Genomic DNA, 16081 nt, shown 5'->3' on the forward strand with positions numbered 1-16081 from the left:
AGTGTAGGCAGCAGCGGACAGGCTAGTCTTGCGCCGCCTCAAGGGTTGCCGCGGCGCAAGATCATTGATTAACGGAAAGCAAAGTCCAGCACCACGCCCGCAAACACCGCTGCTCCTAGCCAGTTATTATGCCGGAACGCCGCAAAACACGGCATACGCTCGCGTGCGCGGATCAGGGTGTAGTGGTAAACGGCGCAGCCGGCCGCCACCAGCAAGCCTGCCACATACCAGTAGCGCAAGCCCAGGTGCCAGCCGCAGACCAGCCACAGCAGCAGGAAAGCGGCATAGCACAGCATGATGATGGCCACGTCGTAGCGGCCAAAGGTGATGGCCGAGGTCTTGATGCCGATTTTTAAGTCGTCGTCGCGGTCGACCATCGCGTATTCCGTATCGTAGGCCACGGCCCAGAAGACATTACCCAGCAGCAGCAGCCAGGCGACGACGGGCACGCTATCCGTGATGGCGGCAAAGCCCATGGGGATGCCGAAGCCGAAGGCGATACCCAGGTAGGCTTGCGGAATCGCAAAGAAGCGCTTGAAGTAGGGGTAGGTGCCGGCGATGATGACGGCGGCCACCGACAGCTGCCTGGTCAGCGCATTCAAGGGCAGGATCAGGCAAAAGGCCAGCACGCTCAGTACGCCGGCAACAGCCAGCGCTTCCTTGCCGCTGATCCGCCCGCTGGTGATGGGACGGTCCACCGTACGCTTGACGAATTTGTCGATATCCTGATCGGCGTAGTCGTTGATGGCGCAGCCAGCCGAGCGCATCAGGAAAGTGCCGAGGGTGAAGATGAGCAGCAGCCGCCAGTCCGGCACGCCCTGCTGCGCCAGCCATAGCGCACACAGGGTAGGCCATAACAGCAATACGGTACCGATAGGCTTGTCCAGCCGTATCAGGCGGAAATACAGCGCCAGCTTGTTCATGGAAGACTCGATCTTGTTGAAGAGAAAGATCGATTATCGCAAAATAGTGCGTGGTCTACTATTTGACGCCGCCGACCTACTCCTCGCAGAGTGGTGTGATGCCGGGCAAGTCGCAGCTGGCGATGGCTGCGCAGAGGGCGTCGATGGCGGCCTTGCGCGTAAAACTCTTGCGCCAGAGCATCACCACCCTGCGTGATGGCACGGGGGCGGCGAATGGCCGGTATTCGAGCATGCCCTCGGTGGTGTGCATATTTGACACGGAGGCGCGCGGCAAGACCGTCAGGCCGATGCCGCTGGCCACCATGTGACGGATGGTTTCCAGGGAGGAACCTTCAAACGTGCGCTGCATGCCGTTGCCGGGCGAGGAAAAGCGTGCCATTTCGGGGCACACTTCCAGCACTTGGTCGCGGAAGCAATGGCCATTGCCCAGCAGGAGCATGGTTTCCGATTTCAAATCTTGCGCGGCGATTTTTTCACGCGCTGTCCACGGATGTTGGCGCGGCATGGCCACGACGAACGGTTCATCATACAGTTCCTGCATGGACATGCCGTGGTCGGGCAGCGGCAGGGCCATGATGGCCACGTCCAGTTCGCCCTGGCGCAGCAATTCGAGCAGGCGAACCGTGAAGTTTTCCTGCAAAATCAAAGGCATCTGCGGCACCTGGTCTATCATGGCCTTGACCAGGGGCGGCAGCAGGTAGGGGCCGATCGTATAGATCACGCCCAGGCGCAGGGGGCCGGCCAGCGGGTCCTTGTTTTGCTTGGCGAGTTCCTTGATGGCGGCCGTCTGTTCCAGCACACGCTCGGCTTGCGCAATGATCTGCGCGCCCAGGGGCGTGACCGAGATTTCCGCGCCGCCCCGTTCGAACAGGACCACACCCAATTCGTCTTCGAGTTTCTTGATCGCCACTGACAGGGTGGGCTGGGCAACGAAGCAGGCTTCGGCAGCATGCCCGAAGTGCTTCGCTCGCGCGACTGCAACGATATATTTCAGTTCAGTCAGTGTCATAGTTCGATTGAAACACAGGAAGTGCTTACTTGCAATGAATGAAAGGTGGCGCAAACGTGAAACTGTGGCGCCGATGGCGTATTGTAGCGGATCGCCCCCTATAATGCGGGACCAGGCAGCGAAGGGAGAGGGCGATGGAACTGCAGATGCAGGCGCTGGAAGCGGCAATCAACTACTGGCGTGCCAGGCAACCGGCGCGCGGCAATGAATATGCGCTGTCGCCGCCCGTCAGCCGCCTGGCCAGCGTGTATGCGCTGATGATTTACTACCGGCAAGATCACATCGCCGAAGAGGGCCTGGAACCGGCCATCCTGGCCTTGATCGATGCCTGGCGCCACGATGGCGGCGGCATGCAAGGCGATAGCCACGCCGGGTCGTGACCACATATATAACCCAACAAGAGATATCCATGCCTGATTTTGAAAACAAACTGTGCGGCCGTGACGAACTGCGCGCCCGCGCCGCGGCCCTGCCGAAACCGGTGGTGGTGACGAATGGCGTGTTTGACATTCTGCACCGCGGCCACGTGACCTATCTGGCGCAGGCGCGCGCGCTGGGCGCCTCGCTGGTGGTGGCCGTGAACACGGATGCCTCGGTGAAACGCCTGGGCAAGGGCGACGACCGTCCGTTGAACAGCTGCGAAGACCGCATGGCCGTGCTGGCCGCGCTGGAAGCGGTGAGCCTGGTGGTGCCGTTCTCGGAAGACAGCGCCCTGGAAGTGGTGCAGGAGATCGAGCCGGAAATCTATGCCAAGGGTGGCGACTACGATATGGCGGCCATTCCTGAAGGCAAGGCCGTGCTGGCGTATGGCGGCGAGGCCGTGGCCATCGATTTCGCACACGATCGCTCGACCACGAAGCTGTTGACGAAAGTGCGGACGCAGCAGGGCTGAGGAACGCCGTCAATGTTTCCATACAGATAAAAAGACGTTACTATGAGAACTGCCAGGGCTGCGACCTCGTTGCGTCAGCCCCAGCACACGTTACACCATATGCATTGCTTGTCATAGAAAATACATGGATCTTAAAACTTCTGGGGATTGGGGCGTGCCCTCTGGCGTCTGGTTCGTCGATGACGATGGCGCGTGGACCATGCAGCGCAGCGCGGACGGCCAGAACGTCTCGCCTTTGCTGAGCCCTGCCGATATCGGCCTGCTGATGCACGCGCGGCGCCTGCCCGCTGCCGCCGGCGCGCCCGTGCGGCAGTTTCCGCCTGAATTCTCGTTCGACCCCGCCACCGGCACGGCCTTGCAGGTGCCGCCCGACACGGCCGTCACGCCGCCCTGGGTGCCGCCCTACGGTGCGCATCCCGTCAGCGAGGTGCCACCGGCTGGCGCGGCCGGCTTGCGCCAGGCCAGCGTGCCCCTGAAACTGGCCGACCAGCGCGCGCGCGAAGAGCATGCGCAGGCCGACGCCTCGCTGCCCATGCCGCCGCCGGGCGAGTATGAATTTTTTTCCGCCCAGTTTGGCACCAGCGCTGCCGCGCTGCTGGCACTGGACCCGCGCAAGGCGGTCTTGCACGCCTGGCTGCCCGCCTCGAAACGCTGGCTGGCGCTGGACCCCGCGTATGGCGGCTTGCTGGCTGAATCGGACCTGGCCAACGGCGCCTGGCGCGCCGAGCTGGTGCCGGAATTTAACAGCGTGCTGGTCTTGCCGACGAGTCACGGCCTCGCTTGCCTCCGTCCCGACGTGCCTTCGCTGAGCTACGTGGTCGAGCATGTGGGCGGCGCGCCTTGCGCGGCCGCGCCCGTCTGGTTCCAGAACCGCCTGTGGGCGCCGCTGCGCGACGACGATGGCCGCATCCGCTTCGTCAACCTTGACGCAACGCAAAAGTCGGGCAGCGACGTGCTGCTCGACGGCGTCGTGGACCTGGGCGCCGTCAGCGCGCCCGTGGCTTATAACCGCATGGCTGTGTGGCCCTGCGCCAACGGCCAGCTGCGGCTGCAACTGCAGCCGGACGGCAACGTGGCCGCTTCGTTTACGCTCTGGCCCGAAGGACTGGTGCCGCACTTCGAATTCGGCAGCCCCTACCTGTCGCGCGATGGTGGCCTGTGGCAACTGTGCTTTGAAAGCCGCCGCGGCACCTATGTGTATGTGAAACTGGGTGTCCAGGTCGAGAAGGCCGACGCGCTGGCGCCGCGCCTGTGCTCGGGCAGCTTCAATTACCGCTTCGCCACCAAGCTGAAGACGGCGCCGTGGGAAGAGCCGGAACACGGCGACGATGGCGGCAAGAACCAGGCTGTCATGCCGCTGCTCGAATCGGGCGGGGGCAACAGCGTCTTCGGTGTCAAGTTCGCCACCAGCGCCGGTCTGTCCAGCGTGCTGCGCTCGAATGAACGCCTGGCAGCCCAGCTGGTGCAGGACGATGAATTGCGTGAAACCGTGTTTCATACCTTTGCCGTCAGCGAGCCGTGGCGCGTACGCCTGTTTATCCATGAACGCACGCTGTGGGGGTACCACCCGCTGCTGTCGCGCATCGATGGCTGGACCTTGCAGGCATGAAGGCGCGCGTCCTGATCGCGGCCTGTGCCGCTTTGCTCAGTGCAGCCGGCGTGCAGGCCGCGGGCATCCAGCAAGCGTTTCTGGTGCAAAACTCGGGCTGGATGGAGCCGTTCTACACGGACGAGCATTCGCAATTGAAGGCATTGGTGGGCGCCGTGGCGCAGGCAGCCACGAACCCGTCCGATAAAGTCTATACCTTGGCCTTCAGCCAGAGCAGCGGCGCGCACGTGTCGCCGTCGCTGCTGGGGCAGGGCCAGGGCGGCGCCGGCGTGGCGGGCCAGCTGGCCAGCCTGGGCCTGGCGCGCAAGGGCAATGGCGGCGCACTGGCTGACACGGATTTCCAGGAAGCCGTCACAAAAACCATCACGGGGCCGTTCCAGTCCGCCTCCGGCATCGTGTGGATCTTTACCAATAACAAGAACAGCCCGAACAACGATAGCCAGACGGCCGAGCGCAACCGCGACTTTTACCGCTTGCTGCATTTGGAACCATCGATCACCAAGACCTTGGTGTTTCCGCTGCGCATGCCCGTGCAGGGCAAGCTGTACAGTGCCAAGGGATTGATGGTGTATGCGCTGGCGTATGGCCAGCCGGCGTCCGAGGCTTTGACCCGCATCCTGGCTGAAGGGCGACTGTCGCAAGTGCTGACGCGTCCGCCCGCGCGATTAAAACCGGTGGACCAGGATGCCGTGCGCATCGTGCCCCAGTCCGTCAAGAACAGCGCCAATGTGCATGCCAGCCTGGGCCGCGACGGGCGCACCATCGTGCTCGACGTCGATGCGGCGAGCCTGGTGCCGCAAGTGGTGCTGCAGGCGTCCCTGCAAAACATGTTTTTCCCGTACGTCATCGATAGCGCCAAAGTGCACGCCAGTCTGGCGGGCCAGAATGCGCCCCTGCACGTTGCGCCCGATCAAATCCGCCAGCTGCAGCCGGGCGCCAGCCAGGCCGTGCAGGTGCAATTTTCCTTGCCGATGGCGCAGATTCCCTCGCCGTGGTCGGCGCAGGCGATCGCCGCCATGGGCAAGCAAGTGATGCTGCCCATGCAGGCGCAAGTGAGCTTGTCGGAACAGAGGCTGGCGCTGGCGCCCAGTTTTGGCAAGGATTTGCAGGAACTCTTCCCCGGCGACCCGATCTCAAGCATGTTTACGCCGCCCGACAGCGTGCGTGCCTCGCAGGCGACGATTCCCCTGCTGGTGCGCATCCAGTATCCGCTGCTGCCCGTGCTGGTGATACTGGGCGGCGTGCTGGCCCTCGTGCTGGGCTTGCTGGCGCTGGGCCTGGTCGGCACGCGCGCCACGCGCTACAAGGTGATGGTAGACGGCCTGCAGCGGCAAGTGTTAATAAAACCATTTAAAAGCGTGCAGATCCGCGATGATAACGGCCGCGACATCGGCGAACTCAGGCGTGGACTGGGCAAGCCGGCCGTCGTGCGCGTGGCGGACGGCCATACCCTGAGCCTGGCCTGAACAACGAATCCTTAAAAATTACTCCCATTCAACAGAGGCATACCATGGCGCAAGATACTCCAAAAGACAACACAGGCTTTACTTTGCCGGTCCCGGTAACGGCCCCGGCGTCCGTGCCGCCCGCCGCCGACGCCTCTGCCGCCAGCGCTGCCAGCGGCACCACGGCCACCACCGAAGCTGCACCCGCATTGGATCCTGCCAGCACGACCGATACCTCGTCGCGCGACACCCTGGTCGGCGGCGTGGTGCTGTTGCTGCTGTTCATCGCCTTTTTCTTTGCCAAGAATGCCTATGCGAATGGTTTGGTGGCCAAGCGCGTTCCGCCGAACAAGGCCAATGCTTCAGGCTGGTGGCTGTTCATCTTCCTGGCCAGCCTGGCCACGGGCGTGGTGCTGGCCGCCGTGAACGCGCATAAATTCCTCGCGCCACTATTCATGGGACCGCTGGTGCTGGTGGGCCTGGTCGCGTTACTGTTGACCTTTACATCGAGCCGCCGCTAAGCCGCACGCCGTCGTACGCATCATCGAAGGAATCACCATGGCAGAGAACCTGAACCAAACCATCACCGGCGGCGCCAGCGAGCGCAAGCAGGACAAGATCATCGAGCTGCGCCCGACCCTGTTCATCGGCATCGGCGGCACGGGCATGCAGGTGCTGATGCGCGTGCGCCGGCGCATCCTCAACACCCTGTGGGGCGGCGCGGGCAACCGCACGCGCATCGAGGGCTTGGCGGACTTTCCCATCGCGCAATTCATCCATTTCGACCTGGACAATGGTGCCGTGATCGAAAGCGGCGAATCGCAGGCCAAGGACTTGCAGTTCGACCAGGTGAAGTTCACCGATGACGACAAGGTGGTCGAAGCGTTCGACATGGACAAGTACAGCCGTGATGAAGATTCCTTGGAAAAATATCCACACATCAAGGAATGGCTGCCGCTGACGCCGCAGCGCATCCGCGAATTGCGTTTCGACATGAGCAGCGGTGCGGGCCAGATCCGCGCCGTCTCGCGCCTGTATTTCTTCGACAAGTATGCGAAGATCCGCGACAAGATCCGCTTGAAATTGAAAGCCCTGAAGGCGGGCCTGTCGCACGAGCGCCAGCTGGCCGAGCTGGGCTTGCGCATGGAAACGAACCGTTTCCGCATCGTCATCGTCGGTTCCGTGGCGGGCGGCACGGGTTCCGGTTCCTTTTTGGACATGGGCTTGCTGGCGCGCTGGCTGGCGCGCAGCGAAGTGGGCGCTGCCGACGTCGAGCTGATGCTGTTCTTGCCGACCGGCTACACCAAGGCCAACAAGGACCGGGTCGAGGCCAACGGCTATGCGGCGCTGATGGAGCTGGAATCGGCGATGATGGGCAACAAGGGCTATGTGGGTCGCTGGGATGCGTATGACCGGCCGGAACTGTCGCGCGAGCCGTACAGCGAGGTTTATCTCATCGATTCGGGTAATCTTGCCCAGCAGCACACCAAGGATGTCAGCGACGTCTACCACATGGTGGCCGACTCGCTGTTCGAGGATTTCGCCTCGGCCGACTTCGCGCGCGCCAAGCGCTCGATCGCCGTCAACCAGGCGCAGCACAAGAATTCCCTGTACAACGCGCCCGTGCCGCAAGACCGCTTCGGCGACATGCGCCTGTATTTCTCAAAGCGTTTTTCCTCATTCGGCATGGCCGTGCTCGATACGCGCCAGGAAGCGGCGCGTGATGAGCGGGCCCATCGCTGGGCCGGCGCCATGCTGCAGGCGTTCTTTGGCGTGGGCGGCACGGATGCGGGCGCCAACCGCGCCACCGATACGCAGCGCGATAATTTCCTCGCCGCCAATATGTTCCTGAAAGGAACGCCATTCAGCGATTTCCCCGAGTTTTCCGACAAGAGCATCGAACTGAAGCGCTCCAGCGGCGACTTCATCGATTTTCGCGTCGTCGACGAATTGCTGGAAGACCGCCACGGCCACTTGCTGGCCGGCGTGGAAAACAGGGTCAATACGCGCATCAACGATATCCGCACGGGTTTCGACCGCAGCGAATGGCCGGCGCAAGTGCGCGACGCCATGAAACACCTGGAACGCGACGCCGTGCGCGACCAGGATTCCACTGCAGACACGACGGAAGACCGCATCAGCAAGCGCCGCCGCGAAGTGCTCGAGGACGTCAAGAAAGTCGTGCGCGACCAGCTGTATGGCTATCTTGATAATAAAGAGTTCGGCGGCCTGGAGTACGTGCTGTCGCTGGTGGAACAGATCAAGGACCGTATCGAGGCGCCGGGCAGCGGCTTGACGGCGCAGATCGGCGCGAATGCCGAGCGCTACCGCGAAATCAAGGAAGCCGTGCGTTCGCGCGAATACGAGCGCCTGCTGAACAACCTGGAGCAGACGCGCAGCACCTTCGGTTTCCTCAGCAATGGCGAAAAGCAGGCTGGCGTGGTGATGGACCATTTGCGCACGGAAATGGCGAATGCCCTGAAATTCCATTTGCGCGCCAAGGCGGCGGACGAGTCCGTCATCCTGCTGGGCGAACTGTCGCGCTGGCTGGGCAACCGCGTGGGCGTCGATGCGCAAGGCCGCGCGCAGTGGAATGGCCTGGTGGGCGAGCTGCAATCGGGCCGCGAAGGCGTGCTGGCCATGCTGGCGGAATTGAAAACGGCCAATACCATCCTGCAAAAGGACCTGGACAAGGAACATGCGACCCTGATCGTCATTCCCGTTACGGAAAAAGACATAGCACTGCCGTCGGCGGCCACCTTGCGCCAGTGGGCCGATGAAGCGTTCAAGGACATGGGCGGCTCGAAAGCGCTGTTCCCCATGTTGGGCGAACCGGCGCAACGGGGCTTGATCCTGGCCAAGGTCACGCGCATGGCCGAAAACATGATCGCCACGGCGGGCCTGGCCGAAGGGGTGACGAGCACGCCCGACCCCTTGTTCGAGGCATTGGAACAGATGGATGTGTCCGAGCGCCTGGACCGCTTCCGCAAGTTGCTGGCCTGCTCCATGCCATGGATCGACGCCAATATGGCGGGCGATTTCACGGTCGTGTCGGACCAGTTCAAGTGCGTGATCGGCGTGGCCAACGCGGCCGCCTTCAAGGCGAAGTTCGGCGCCGAGCTCGAATCGTGCGTGCCGACCCAGGTGGGTATCACGGTGAGCCAGCTAGAAATTGTCGAGACGGGCATACGCGGGCGCGCCGTCTGCTATTGCGAACTGGCCGGCGTGCCGATGACGGTGCTGCGGGGCCTGGAAGGCTGGCGCACCAGCTACCGCAAGGAGGGCGACAACGACAAGGCGCCGACGCACACCCATATTGACCCAACGCAATTCACGCACCCTATCGCACCGAACACGGACGAAATGAAGCGCCTGGCGGAAGATTTCGGCGAATTCCTGCAAGCGATCATGCTGGGCATACTGACGCGCCACACGGGCCGCGTCGTGCCGCCGGGCCAATACCAGTTTGCGGTCGAACCGGGCGACTTGCGCCGCATCGGCAATGAACGGGCCATCCGCCAGAACGGCATGCCCGCTTCATACGAGAAAAATATCGCCCTGCGCATCGAAGAAAAATTGGCTGCGCTTGACGCCGTGCAGACGGCGGCCCTGGCGGCGCTGGCAAAATATTATGAACGGGGCGTGTATGCGCCCAGGCTGGTGGCGCAGGCCGATGGCTCGCAACTGCCGTATATCGGCTTTGGCAGCGCCATTTCCGCCGAAGTGGGCGCGCGCCTGCGCGAGTCGGCGCGCCGCAAGGGCATGACCAGCGATGAGCTCGACCGCACGGTGCAAGACTTGCTGGGCCGTCTGAAGGAGTGGGCGAATGTCATCGGCGACTCTGACAGCGATGCCTACGATTGGGAAGTGCGCGAGCCGGAAGCGGATGGCCAGCCCCGTTTGAAATATGCGATCAAGGGGGAAATGCTGGAAGCGGGGCGCCTGGAGCAATTGCTGCGCCCTGCAGCCGCCGCCGCCCCCGTGGCAGCCGCGTTCGGCATGGCGCCGCCACCGCTGGGCGGCATGCCGCCGCCCTTGGTGGAATACCAGTATTTCCTGGGCATCAACGGCCAGCAGCAGGGACCGTTCACGGCCCAGCAGATCGTGCAGTACGTGCAGGCGGGACAAGTCGTACCGGCCACCACCAAGGTATGGCGCGCCGGCTTGCCGGCCTGGGCCGACCTGGCCCAGTTCCCCGAGCTGGCACTCCTGTTCCTCAGCGCGCCGCCACCGTTGATGCCGCCGCCCCTGTGAACGCTGGAATGACGCTGGAATGAAGGATTAGTTTTGGATATCTGCAACAAATGTAAAACGGGCCTGTGGACCGCTGTCAGTCATTGCCCGTACTGCGGACAGGCGCAGGCTGGCACGGCCCGGCCAGCTGGGGCCGTGCCGCCACCGCGGCCTGTGCCCCCGCCTCTGCCAGCTTCACCGCCTGTGGCGCCCAAGCCGCCGCCCGTGCCGGTAGCCCCGGCGCCTGCGCCGAAAGCGCCGCCGCAACCGGCTTCCGCGCAGGCGCGAGCCATGCCAAAGCCCGTACCTGTGCCTATGCTTCCACCGGCGCCTCCACCTGCGCCAGCCCCGGCAACACCAGTGCTGCCGTTACCGCCGCGCAAGTGGCTGCGCTGGCTGGGCGGAGCCGCCGTGCTGGCGGCCGTCATCGTCTACATGAATGGCAAGCCGGGTGGCAAGAACGATGCAGCCTGCAATGACGCCATCGATAGCGGCCTCAAGTTGGTAGCGAATGGCAGCCTGGACGGTGCCCGCCAGAAGCTGGCGACGGCGAAAAATGTGTGTGCGGGCAAGTCCAGCGCCAAGGCGGACGATTTGCAGGCGGCGATCGGCAAGGCGGGCGCCGCATCGGGCAGTTGCCAGCGGGGCGTGCGCGCCATCGAACGCAATATTGACGGCCATCAATTGCAAAGCGCCGCCAGGGGCATCGCCGCGCTCGACGTTGATTGTGCGGGCGCATCCAGCGTGGCATCCTTGCGCAAGCAGCTGGCGCGCCAGCAGGCGGCAGCCGCATCGGTGCTGGTGGGGGTGCGCCAGGCGCTCGATGCCAAGGATGCGGCAGCGGCAAGGAATAGCATCGCCCGGCTGGAAGCGATCGACCGCGAAGCGGTGGAGTTGCCGCAGTTGAAGGCCGACGTGCAAGCGCTGTTGGCAGCCGCGGCGCCTGCACCCGCGCCCGTTTCTGCACCGGCACCGCTGGAAACGGCGCCGGCCCGCATCGTGCCAACGGAACCGGCGCCCGTGCGCGCGGTCGAACGTTCAGCGGTGGCTGAACGCCGTCCGCTGGACACGTCGCCCGTCGATAGCGGCGCGGCCATGCGCAGCGAGATGGCGCAATCGTTCCTGCGCGACGCCGAACGCTCTTTGCTGGAAGGCAAGTTTGATGCGGCCAAGACCTATCTGGAAAGCGCGCGTCGCGTCGATCCCGGCAATGCGCGCATTGACAACCTGTCGCGCCGCATCCGCGAGCGCGAACGGCAAGTGCTGCAGACGGAAACAACGATCAATTAGTTATCAGGGGGCACCATGCTGAATCACACCACCTTGCGCGCGGTCGCTGCGCTGACCATCGCGGCCATGCTGGCCGGCTGCGCCACGGCGACCATGCAACCGAACGGCGTGCGCCAGGACGGTTCCTATACGCAAAGTGGCGCCCAGGCGGCAACAGATGAGGACCCGTGCAGCGTGGGCACGTCGGCTGCGGCCGGCGCGGCCGTGGGGGCGCTGCTGGGCGCGCTGGCGGGCGGCAAGAATGGCGCGCTGAAGGGCGCGGCCATCGGCGGCGGCCTGGCGGCGGCCGGTTGCCTGGCCATCAACGTCAATTCGCGCCAGACCAAGACGGCGGCGCAGGCGGACCGCGACTACATCCGCGCGCGCGGCGCGCTGCCGCGCGAGCCGCAAGTGGTGTCGTACACGCCGCAGCTGAGCGCATCGACCGTCAAGCGGGGCCAGCCGTTCAAGGTCACAAGCGTGGTGGAGCTGGTCAACGGCAGCGCGCAGAGCGTCAATGACGTGCGCGAAGAACTGGTGGTGCTCGACCCGCAAGGCCAGCCATTCAAGTCCGGCTCGAAAGCCCTGGCCAGCAGCAACAAGTCGGGCGGACGTTTTGAAAACTCCTTCGAGCTGACCTTGCCGGCCGGCGTGTCGCAGGGCGTGTATGGCGTCAAGACGAATCTGTACGTGAACGGCAAGCTGGCCGCCACGCGCGACTTGCGCACGCAGCTGGTGATGCTGGACGCGGACGGTGCCGCAGCGCAACTGGCGCAGCGTTAAGCTCCACCACTGTAGCCATGTTGGCGCCAGGCCTCGTAGACCACGACGGCCACCGTATTCGACAAATTCAAACTGCGGTTATCGGGTCGCATGGGCAGGCGGATGCGTTGCTCTGCCGGAAAGCTGTCGCGCAGGGCCGGATCCAGGCCTTTTGTTTCCGAACCGAACACGAATACGTCGCCCGGCAGGAAGGCCACGTCGCCGAACGGGCGCGAACCGCGCGTGGTCATGGCGAACATGCGGGCCGGGTCGGGCTGGGTGTCAGCCAGGAACGCTGCCCAGTTCTTGTGCACCTTCATCTTGGCGTAGTCGTGGTAATCGAGGCCGGCGCGCTTCATCTTGGCGTCGTCGAGCGGAAAGCCCAGCGGTTCGACCAGGTGCAGCTGCGCGCCCGTGTTGGCGCACAGGCGGATGACGTTGCCCGTGTTGGGCGGGATTTCAGGTTCTACCAAAACAACGTGAAACAAAATGCTCTCCTTGGGTCTATCTCTCATATAGTTCATTCAATGCGGCGGCGTGCGCGCCACGACCAGGATGCTGACCTTCGCCGCCCCCGCGCGCTTGCAGGCGGTGGCCAGGGCGTTGACGGTATGGCCGCTGCTCATCACGTCGTCGACGATGCCGACATGGCATCCTTGCAATAACGCCCCGTGTTCGGGCGCGATGGCGAAGGCATGCGCCAGGTTGGCTTGCCGTTCCTGTGGCGCCACGCTGCTTTGCGCCCTGGTGTCGCGTACGCGCAGCGCCAGGCGGGGCTGCAAATGTACGTCCAGCAGGCGCGCCAGCGGGCGGGCAATTTCCAGCGCCTGGTTGTATCCCCGTTCGGCCAGCCTGGCCGGTCCCAGTGGTATGGGGCACAGCAATTGCGGCGCGTCCCAATCTGCTTGTTGCTGAATGGCAACATGCAGCAGTTGCGCAAACAGGGGCGCCAGCGCCAGGCGCGCGCCGAATTTCAGCTGCAACAGCAACTGGTCGACAGGCGCCGCATAATCAAACGCCGTGATCGTGGTGTCATATGCGGGCCTTTGGCGCAAACAGCGTCCGCACAGCAGAGCCACATCAATGTCTGCGAGCGGATTGGCGCATTGGCGGCAGCGGTGGCGCAGCAGCCCCAGGTATTGTGCGCGGCAGGGCAGGCACAGCACTTCCGGGCAGCCGATGCCGCACAGCGCGCACTGGGCCGGCAGCACCGTGGCGCCCAGCCAACGGTGCAGCGCCTGCCAGGCGGCATCAAGCCGGGGCCGGATGGCGGTCCGCATCGCGATGGCGTCGTTCCATGTACACTGCCGACATTATCTCACCTCCCCCGATTCAACATGCCAGTTCCCACCAGTCCGCCCAAAATGAGTGCGCCCATCGATGCGGTGCAAGTACGCGATTTCTTTTCCCGTCCGGCGCGCAGCGCACCGTCGGACTTCCTGCGCCGCGAAGTATCAAAGCGCATGCACGAGCGCCTGGAGCTGGTGAAAATCACGCCGCATCGCGTGCTCGATGCTGGCTGCGGCCCCGGTGCGGACCTGGCGCAGCTGCAAAAGGATTATCCCGCCGCGCAGATTATTGGTCTCGATGCAGCGCAAGCGATGATGCAGGCGGCGCGCGCACCCGCGTCGAAACTGGCCGGCCTGAACCAGTTCCTCAGCAAGTTGCTGCCGGCCAAGGCGGGCGTGGATCTGCTGTGCGGCGACCTGGGCGACCTGCCGCTGGCGCAGGGCAGCATCGACCTCGTGTGGTCGAACCTCGCGCTGCACTGGCATGCCCAGCCCGACCGCGTGTTCGCCGAATGGCGGCGCGCGCTGCGTCTCGATGGCTTGCTGATGTTTTCCTGCTTCGGTCCCGACACCTTCCGCGAAGTGCGTGACGCTTTTGCCGAGGCGGACCTGTTTCCGCACGCCTTGCCCTTTGTCGACATGCACGACTTTGGCGACATGCTGGTTGAGACGGGTTTTTCCACGCCCGTGCTGGACATGGAAATCATCACCGTCACTTACGATACGGCGGCAAAACTGCTGGCGGACGTGCGTGCCTTTGGCGGCAACCCGCTCACCACGCGCCGGCGCGGCCTGATGGGCAAGGCTGCCTGGCAGCGCATGCTGGCCGCGCTGGAAAAGATGCGTCGTCCCGACGGCAAGCTGGGCCTGAGTTTCGAGGTGATCTATGGCCACGCCTTCCGTCCCGCACCGCGCGTGACGCGCAATGGCGAGGCGATCATCCGCTTTGATTTACCCAGAAAACCTCGATAAAAGGGGAAAGAAACCGATACTTGGTCGGCATCCGTGCGTCAATGCTGCAGTAACCGTTGCAAAGCGCGCGGCGGCCGGGAGAAGGGCGCGCACAAAGCGGATTATTGCTTGATGGATTCAAGTTTACTTGATTATAATCGTTGATTGTTTGTCAGCTTGTTAAGTAGAAAAAACAAGGGCTGCATACAAAATAAAAAAAACAAAGCAAGACTTATTCGAAGTTACTGCATTAGTATAGTAACCATCTTCCACGCGAGGCCATTTCAAGGTGGGGAAGAAAAACAGGGTTCCAGCATGGTTGCGCGCCGCCGTTTTTGCTGCGGCAGCCAGCATGGAATTCGCTGGTGCTTGACGCACATGGCCGTATTCTGGCCGTGTTGCTTTCATGGAGGAGCGGCAGCGGTCCAGTACGGAGAAGTCCGCAGCCGTTTAAAATATCATTATTTTTGGGTGGTTGGGGAAAACATGACACATGCAAAGCGACTTCAATCGTTGCTGCTCGGGCTGTCTTTGACAGCGTTTGGCATCGGGCGATGGGCCACGGCGGCACCGGCTGCCGGCACCTATCCCGGCACCGGCGGTCCCGTGCCGTTCGAAATGAATCTGCAACCGCCGGCGACACAGATCGCCCATGAAATCTACGATTTGCACACCCTGATGATGATCATCTGCCTGGTGATCTTCGTGGCCGTGTTCGGCGTCATGTTTTATTCCATCTTCAAGCACCGCAAGTCCCTGGGCCACAAACCGGCCACCTTCCACGAAAGCACCACCGTCGAGATCGCCTGGACCGTCGTGCCTTTCCTGATCGTCATCGGCATGGCCCTGCCTGCCACGCGCACCGTGGTGGGCATGAAGGATACCTCGAACGCCGATATCACCATCAAGGCCACCGGCATGCAGTGGAAATGGGGCTATGACTACCTGAAAGGCGAGGGTGAAGGCATTTCCTTCCTCTCCAACCTGTCCACGCCCCGTTCGCAGGTGGGGGCGCCAGGCGCGCCGCCGACGGAAAAACGCGGTGAAAACTACCTGATCGAAGTCGACAACGAAGTCGTGGTGCCGGTCAACAAGAAGATCCGCATGGTGCTGACGGCCAACGACGTTATCCACGCCTGGTCCGTGCCCGCCTTCGGCGTGAAACAGGATGCGATTCCCGGCTTCGTGCGCGACACCTGGTTCAAGGCCGACCATATCGGCACCTTCCGCGGCAATTGCGCCGAACTGTGCGGCAAGGAGCACGCCTTCATGCCCATCGTTGTCAAGGTCGTATCCAACGAGGACTACAAGGCCTGGGTTGATGTAAAACAAAAGGAAATGGCGGCATTGGCCGATGATCCAAGCAAGGTGTGGACCATCGACGAATTGAAGGTCAAGGGCGAGAAAGTGTATACGGCCAACTGCGTGGTCTGCCACCAGGCGACAGGCAAGGGCGTGCCCGGTGCCTTTGCAGCGCTGGACGGCTCTGCCGTGGTGAACGGTCCGAAAGCGGAACAGATTCATGTCTTGCTGAACGGGCAAAAGAGCGGCAAGTATCCAGCGGAAATGCCCGCCTGGAAACAGCTGTCCGACACGGAAATTGCCGCAGTGATCACTTACACGCGCAATTCCTGGTCGAACAAGGCCGAAGAGAACATCGTTCAACCAGCCGAAGTCGTGGCTGCACGCAAGTAATTAG

15 protein-coding genes are annotated in these 16081 nt (G+C 63.1%); 10 read left to right on the plus strand and 5 right to left on the minus strand.

Annotation, left to right across the window (positions count from 1 at the left end):
* Positions 1 to 68: 68 nt before the first annotated feature.
* Positions 69 to 923: a 4-hydroxybenzoate octaprenyltransferase gene (gene ubiA / locus CLU92_RS23830; protein WP_101483872.1), complete on the minus strand. Its 855-nt coding sequence runs from the start codon at positions 921 to 923 to the stop codon at positions 69 to 71.
* A 76-nt stretch (positions 924 to 999) separates the two neighbouring features.
* The gene (locus CLU92_RS23835; protein ID WP_101483873.1) at positions 1000 to 1932 is read right to left on the minus strand and encodes a hydrogen peroxide-inducible genes activator; all 933 of its coding nucleotides are present in this window, start codon (positions 1930 to 1932) and stop codon (positions 1000 to 1002) included.
* 134 nt (positions 1933 to 2066) lie between these two features.
* On the opposite strand from CLU92_RS23835, the gene CLU92_RS23840 reads away from it, so the two are divergent.
* The 8 genes from CLU92_RS23840 to CLU92_RS27905 all read left to right on the plus strand — a co-directional run bounded on the left by CLU92_RS23840 (position 2067) and on the right by CLU92_RS27905 (position 12163).
* Positions 2067 to 2312 (plus strand): DUF3717 domain-containing protein, encoded by a 246-nt coding sequence (locus tag CLU92_RS23840; RefSeq protein ID WP_101483874.1) that lies wholly within the window; start codon positions 2067 to 2069, stop codon positions 2310 to 2312.
* Positions 2313 to 2341: 29 nt separating this feature from the next.
* Positions 2342 to 2824: a D-glycero-beta-D-manno-heptose 1-phosphate adenylyltransferase gene (gene rfaE2 / locus CLU92_RS23845; protein WP_101483875.1), complete on the plus strand. Its 483-nt coding sequence runs from the start codon at positions 2342 to 2344 to the stop codon at positions 2822 to 2824.
* 124 nt (positions 2825 to 2948) lie between these two features.
* Positions 2949 to 4433 (plus strand): hypothetical protein, encoded by a 1485-nt coding sequence (locus tag CLU92_RS23850; protein ID WP_143452639.1) that lies wholly within the window; start codon positions 2949 to 2951, stop codon positions 4431 to 4433.
* The gene (locus CLU92_RS23855; RefSeq protein WP_101483877.1) at positions 4430 to 5899 is read left to right on the plus strand and encodes a hypothetical protein; all 1470 of its coding nucleotides are present in this window, start codon (positions 4430 to 4432) and stop codon (positions 5897 to 5899) included. The genes CLU92_RS23850 and CLU92_RS23855 overlap by 4 nt, the downstream gene beginning before the upstream one ends.
* Positions 5900 to 5943: 44 nt before the next feature.
* Positions 5944 to 6399 carry a hypothetical protein gene (locus tag CLU92_RS23860; protein WP_101483878.1) on the plus strand — a complete coding sequence of 152 codons (456 nt, stop codon included), beginning with the start codon at positions 5944 to 5946 and terminating at the stop codon, positions 6397 to 6399.
* A 37-nt stretch (positions 6400 to 6436) separates the two neighbouring features.
* On the plus strand, positions 6437 to 10132 hold the full coding sequence (locus CLU92_RS23865; RefSeq protein WP_101483879.1) for a tubulin-like doman-containing protein: 3696 nt from the start codon (positions 6437 to 6439) through the stop codon (positions 10130 to 10132).
* 339 nt (positions 10133 to 10471) lie between these two features.
* The gene (locus tag CLU92_RS23870; RefSeq protein ID WP_101483880.1) at positions 10472 to 11401 is read left to right on the plus strand and encodes a hypothetical protein; all 930 of its coding nucleotides are present in this window, start codon (positions 10472 to 10474) and stop codon (positions 11399 to 11401) included.
* 15 nt (positions 11402 to 11416) lie between these two features.
* A complete protein-coding gene (locus CLU92_RS27905; RefSeq protein WP_180338578.1) occupies positions 11417 to 12163 on the plus strand; it encodes a hypothetical protein in 747 nt (248 codons plus the stop codon).
* Here the strand turns inward: CLU92_RS27905 and trmL are convergent.
* Positions 12160 to 12630, minus strand: a complete 471-nt coding sequence (gene trmL / locus CLU92_RS23885) for a tRNA (uridine(34)/cytosine(34)/5-carboxymethylaminomethyluridine(34)-2'-O)-methyltransferase TrmL (protein ID WP_101483882.1) — start codon at positions 12628 to 12630, stop codon at positions 12160 to 12162. The genes CLU92_RS27905 and trmL overlap by 4 nt on opposite strands.
* Positions 12631 to 12666: 36 nt before the next feature.
* Positions 12667 to 13422 (minus strand): ComF family protein, encoded by a 756-nt coding sequence (locus tag CLU92_RS23890; protein ID WP_101483883.1) that lies wholly within the window; start codon positions 13420 to 13422, stop codon positions 12667 to 12669.
* Between the two features lie 57 nt (positions 13423 to 13479).
* Here CLU92_RS23890 and CLU92_RS23895 point away from each other — a divergent pair, with 57 nt between their 5' ends.
* Positions 13480 to 14403, plus strand: a complete 924-nt coding sequence (locus CLU92_RS23895; protein ID WP_257561600.1) for a methyltransferase domain-containing protein — start codon at positions 13480 to 13482, stop codon at positions 14401 to 14403.
* Between the two features lie 159 nt (positions 14404 to 14562).
* Here the strand turns inward: CLU92_RS23895 and CLU92_RS27560 are convergent, their stop codons facing one another.
* Positions 14563 to 14790: a hypothetical protein gene (locus tag CLU92_RS27560; protein WP_133988629.1), complete on the minus strand. Its 228-nt coding sequence runs from the start codon at positions 14788 to 14790 to the stop codon at positions 14563 to 14565.
* Between the two features lie 78 nt (positions 14791 to 14868).
* On the opposite strand from CLU92_RS27560, the gene coxB reads away from it, so the two are divergent.
* On the plus strand, positions 14869 to 16077 hold the full coding sequence (gene coxB, locus CLU92_RS23900) for a cytochrome c oxidase subunit II (protein WP_101483885.1): 1209 nt from the start codon (positions 14869 to 14871) through the stop codon (positions 16075 to 16077).
* Positions 16078 to 16081 lie beyond the last annotated feature (4 nt).

The organism is Janthinobacterium sp. 61 (assembly GCF_002846335.1).
In the GTDB taxonomy this organism is placed as follows: Bacteria; Pseudomonadota; Gammaproteobacteria; order Burkholderiales; family Burkholderiaceae_D; genus Janthinobacterium.